At 68.4% G+C, this 4,017-nt stretch carries 4 protein-coding genes; all 4 read right to left on the minus strand.

Annotated features, from left to right (window positions below):
- Positions 1–784 (minus strand): proteasome-type protease (locus tag AD428_RS05415; protein ID WP_082308275.1); only part of this gene is annotated, 784 nt, incomplete at its 3' end.
- Between the two features lie 103 nt (positions 785–887).
- The gene (locus AD428_RS05420) at positions 888–1,688 is read right to left on the minus strand and encodes a transglutaminase family protein (protein WP_053244468.1); all 801 of its coding nucleotides are present in this window, start codon (positions 1,686–1,688) and stop codon (positions 888–890) included.
- Positions 1,689–1,730: 42 nt separating this feature from the next.
- On the minus strand, positions 1,731–2,687 hold the full coding sequence (locus AD428_RS05425; protein ID WP_053244469.1) for an alpha-E domain-containing protein: 957 nt from the start codon (positions 2,685–2,687) through the stop codon (positions 1,731–1,733).
- A gap of 2 nt (positions 2,688–2,689) precedes the next feature.
- On the minus strand, positions 2,690–4,017 hold a 1,328-nt coding region (locus AD428_RS05430; protein WP_053244470.1), incomplete at its 5' end, for a circularly permuted type 2 ATP-grasp protein.

Raw genomic sequence — 4,017 nt, forward strand, 5'->3', positions numbered from 1 at the left:
GGGCGCGCSGGGGCTGGTGCACGCGGCCGGCCGGCACCAGCGAGTCCGGCGCTTCCGGATTGGTCCAGAGCGGGTCCGGAATCTCGGCGAAGACCTGGCGCAGCCGCTCGCCCCAGGTGCTGCGGATCATGCGGAAATATTCGTTGCGCTCGTCGATGCAGGCGAAGTGGGTGATGCGCAGCGAGCCCGCGTCATAGACCAGCAGGTCCAGCGGCAGGCCGACCGAGATATTGGAGCGCAGCGTCGAATCCATGGAAATCAGGGCGCATTTCGCAGCCTCGTCCAGCGAGGTGCCGGGCCGCAGCACGCGGTCCAGGATGGGCTTGCCGTACTTGGCCTCGCCGATCTGGAAATACGGGCATTCTTCGCCGGCCTCGATGAAATTGCCTGCGGAGTAGATCTGGAACAGGCGGCAGCGCTCGGCGCCGATCTGGCCGCCGAAGATCAGGTTGACGTTGAAGTCCACGCCCTGCGCCCGCAGCGCCTCGGCCTCCTGGTGGTAGACCCGGCGCACGGCCGCGCCCACGCGGCGCGCGGCCTCGAACATGTCGGGCGCGTTCCAGAGCGATTCGCCGTCCTCGTCGGGCTGGCGGTCCAGCGCGTTGAGCACCGCCTGGCTCACGGCGAGGTTGCCGGAGGTCATCAGCGCCATGACGCGCTCGCCCGGCAGCTCGAACACGGTCATTTTGCGGAAGACGCTGATCTGGTCCACCCCCGCGTTGGTGCGGGAGTCGGACAGGAAGACCAGGCCGGAATCGAGGCGGGCCGCTATGCAGTAGGTCATGATCGGAAACAGGGGGAAGCCACGCCGCATTGTATTGCGCCGCAGGAGCGGAGCGCTGGCCCGGGGCGCCCCTCGCCGGGCGCCCGGCGACGTCCCGCGCCGTCTACTGCTGGCCCGCCTGCACCTGCACCGTGGCTTCCATGGATTCCTCGCCGCCGCCGCTGCGCACGCCCCGCACCGGCGAGGCGGAATCGTAGTCGCGCGCCACCGCCAGCCGGCAGTGGCACTCGGAGGCGAACTGGCGGTTGGTGATGTCCACGCTGGTCCAGCCCGCGCCCGGCAGCCACACGTCGGCCCAGGCGTGGCTGGCCGCATGTTCGGCGGCGGTGTAGAGGTAGCCGCTCACGTAGCGGGCCGGCACGCCCAGCCCGCGCACGCAGGCCAGAAAAAGATGCGCGTGGTCCTGGCAGACGCCATGGCCCAGGGCCAGCACCTGGCCGGCGGCGGTGGTGACGTCGGTGGTGCCGGGTTCGTAGGCCACGCGCGCACAGATGGCCTCGGCCAGCGCCAGCGCGTCTTCGGGCGTATTCAGGCCGCCGGGCAGCGCCTCGCGCACGAAAGCCATGATGGTGTCGTCGGCTTGCGTCAACGGCGTCTGCACGCAATAAGCGTGCACGGGCAGCCGGCTGTCCTCGCCGCCCAGCGCGCCCCGCACGAGCGGCTCCACCAGCACCTGCCCCGTGACCCGCAGTTCGATCTCGGTGTGCGGGCGGTTCAGCGTGAGCGTGTGCGTGATGTTGCCGTAGGCGTCGACCTGGCGCTCCAGTTCGCCGGGGGCGTCGATCTGCCAGCGCAGCACGCGCTGGTGCTCGTCGTCGCGGGGCGTCAGGCGCAGGGTCTGGATGCTGTAGATGACCGGCGCGGTGTAGCGGTAGTGCGTGACGTGCGTAATGAACTGTTTCATGCCTGTCCCCAGGGTTAAGGCCCGTCGATGCCGGAACACGTCCTAGGCCGACAGCGGCAGCAGGAAGTCCTGGCTGATCCGGTTGCCCAGATCGTTGACGCGGTCCAGGAAGTGTTCCAGGTAGCGGTGCAGCCCGCCGGCGAGTATGTCTTCCACCCGGCCGTATTGCAGCTGCGCCCACAGCATGCCCGCGCGGCGCTCGGTTTCCCGCGAGCGCCGGTTGGAGACGCGCGCCAGATCCCCGGCCACGGCGCGGATGCTGGCCAACAGCGAGCGCGGCATGTCGCCGTGCAGGATGAGGAGTTCGGCCACCCGGTCCGGCGTGATCACGTCGCGATATACCTTGCGGTAGATCTCCAGCCCCGACACCGAGCTGAGCAGGGCCGACCAGCGGTAGAACTCGCTCTGCTCCGCGGTCTGGCCCCAGGCGTCGGCCGCGCCGCCGCGCTCGTGGAATTTCACGTCCAGCATGCGCGCGGTGTTGTCGGCGCGCTCCAGGTGCATGCCGAGGCGCATGAAATAGAGCGCCTCGTCTTCCAGCATGGTGCCGATGGTGACGCCGCGCGCCAGGTGCGAGCGGAACTTGACCCACTCGAAGAACTCGCCCGGATTGCGCTCCGGCAGGCCGGCGTTCAGGAGCTTCTGCAGTTCCAGCCAGGTGGTGTTGTAGGTTTCCCAGACCTCGGTGGTGAGGCTGCCGCGCACCGCGCGCGCATTCTCGCGGGCCGCGCGCATGCAGGCGTAGATGGAAGAAGGGTTGTCCGGGTCGCGCACCATGAAATGCAGCACGTCCTGCGGCGAAATGGCGGCATGGCGGGCCTGGTACGGCCCCTGCAGTTCGGAGATGCGCAGCACGCCCAGCCAGGAGCCCTGGCGCATCTGCGTGTCCTGCGGCAGCAGCGACATCTGCAGGTTCACGTCCAGCATGCGCGCGGTGTTCTCGGCGCGCTCGGTGTAGCGGCACATCCAGAACAGGTTGTCGGCGGTTCGGCTCAGCATGTTCAGTCCTCCAGTACCCAGGTGTCCTTGGTGCCGCCGCCCTGGCTGCTGTTGACCACCAGCGAACCTTCGGTGAGCGCGACGCGGCACAGGCCGCCGGGCACGGTGCGGATATCTTTGCCGCACAGCACGTAGGGGCGCAGGTCCACGTGGCGCGGCGCTATGCCCGATTCCACATACGTGGGCACGGTGGAGAGCGCCAGCGTGGGCTGGGCGATGTAGTTGGCCGGATGCGCGCGCACCCGCTCGCGGAAGGCGTCCACTTCGGCGCGCGTGGCCGAAGGCCCCACCAGCATGCCGTAGCCGCCCGCGCCGTGCACTTCCTTGACCACGAGTTCATGCATATTGGCCAGCACGTGCGACAGGTCTTGCGGCTGCCCGCAGCGCCACGTGGGCACATTGGACAGCAGCGGCTCCTCGCCCAGGTAGAAGCGGATCATGTCGGGCACGTAGAGATAGGTGGACTTGTCGTCCGCGATGCCCGTGCCGATGGCGTTGGCCAGCGTGACGCGCCCCGCGCGGTACACCGACAGCAGACCCGGCACGCCCAGCGCCGAATCGGCGCGGAAAGACAGCGGATCGAGAAAATCGTCGTCGATGCGGCGGTAGATCACGTCCACCTTGCGCGGGCCTTGCGTGGTGCGCATGTAGACCGTGTTCCGTTCCACGAAGAGATCCTGGCCCTCCACCAGCTCCACGCCCATCTGCTGCGCCAGGAAGGCATGCTCGAAATAGGCGGAGTTGTACATGCCCGGGGTCAGCACCACCACGGTGGGGTCGTCGCCGCCATGCGGCGCCACTTCGCGCAGGTTGTCCAGCAGCAGGTCGGGGTAGTGCGCCACCGGCCCGACCTTGATGCGGCTGAACGCGTCCGGCATGAGCCGCATGGACATCTTGCGGTTCTCCAGCATGTACGACACCCCCGACGGCACCCGCAGGTTGTCCTCCAGCACATAGAACTCGCCCGCGCCCGCGCGCACGATGTCCACGCCCGCGATGTGGCAATAAATGTCCTCGGCCACGTTCACGTCCTGCATTTCCGGGCGGTACTGCGCGTTCAGGAACACCTGCTCGGCCGGCACCACGCCGGCGCGCACGATGTCGTGCTCGTGATAGATGTCATGCAGGAACATGTTCAGTGCGCGCACGCGCTGCTTCAGTCCGGCCTCCAGGCTGCGCCATTCCTCGGCGGGAATGATGCGCGGGATGAGGTCGAAGGGGATCAGGCGCTCGGTGCCCGCCGCGTCGCCGGCCACGGAAAAGGTAATGCCGACCCGCCGGAAGGTGAGGTCCGCCTCCAGCCGGCGCGTGCGCATCGATTCGGCCGACT

The sequence above is a fragment of the Achromobacter sp. DMS1 genome, from assembly GCF_001270295.1.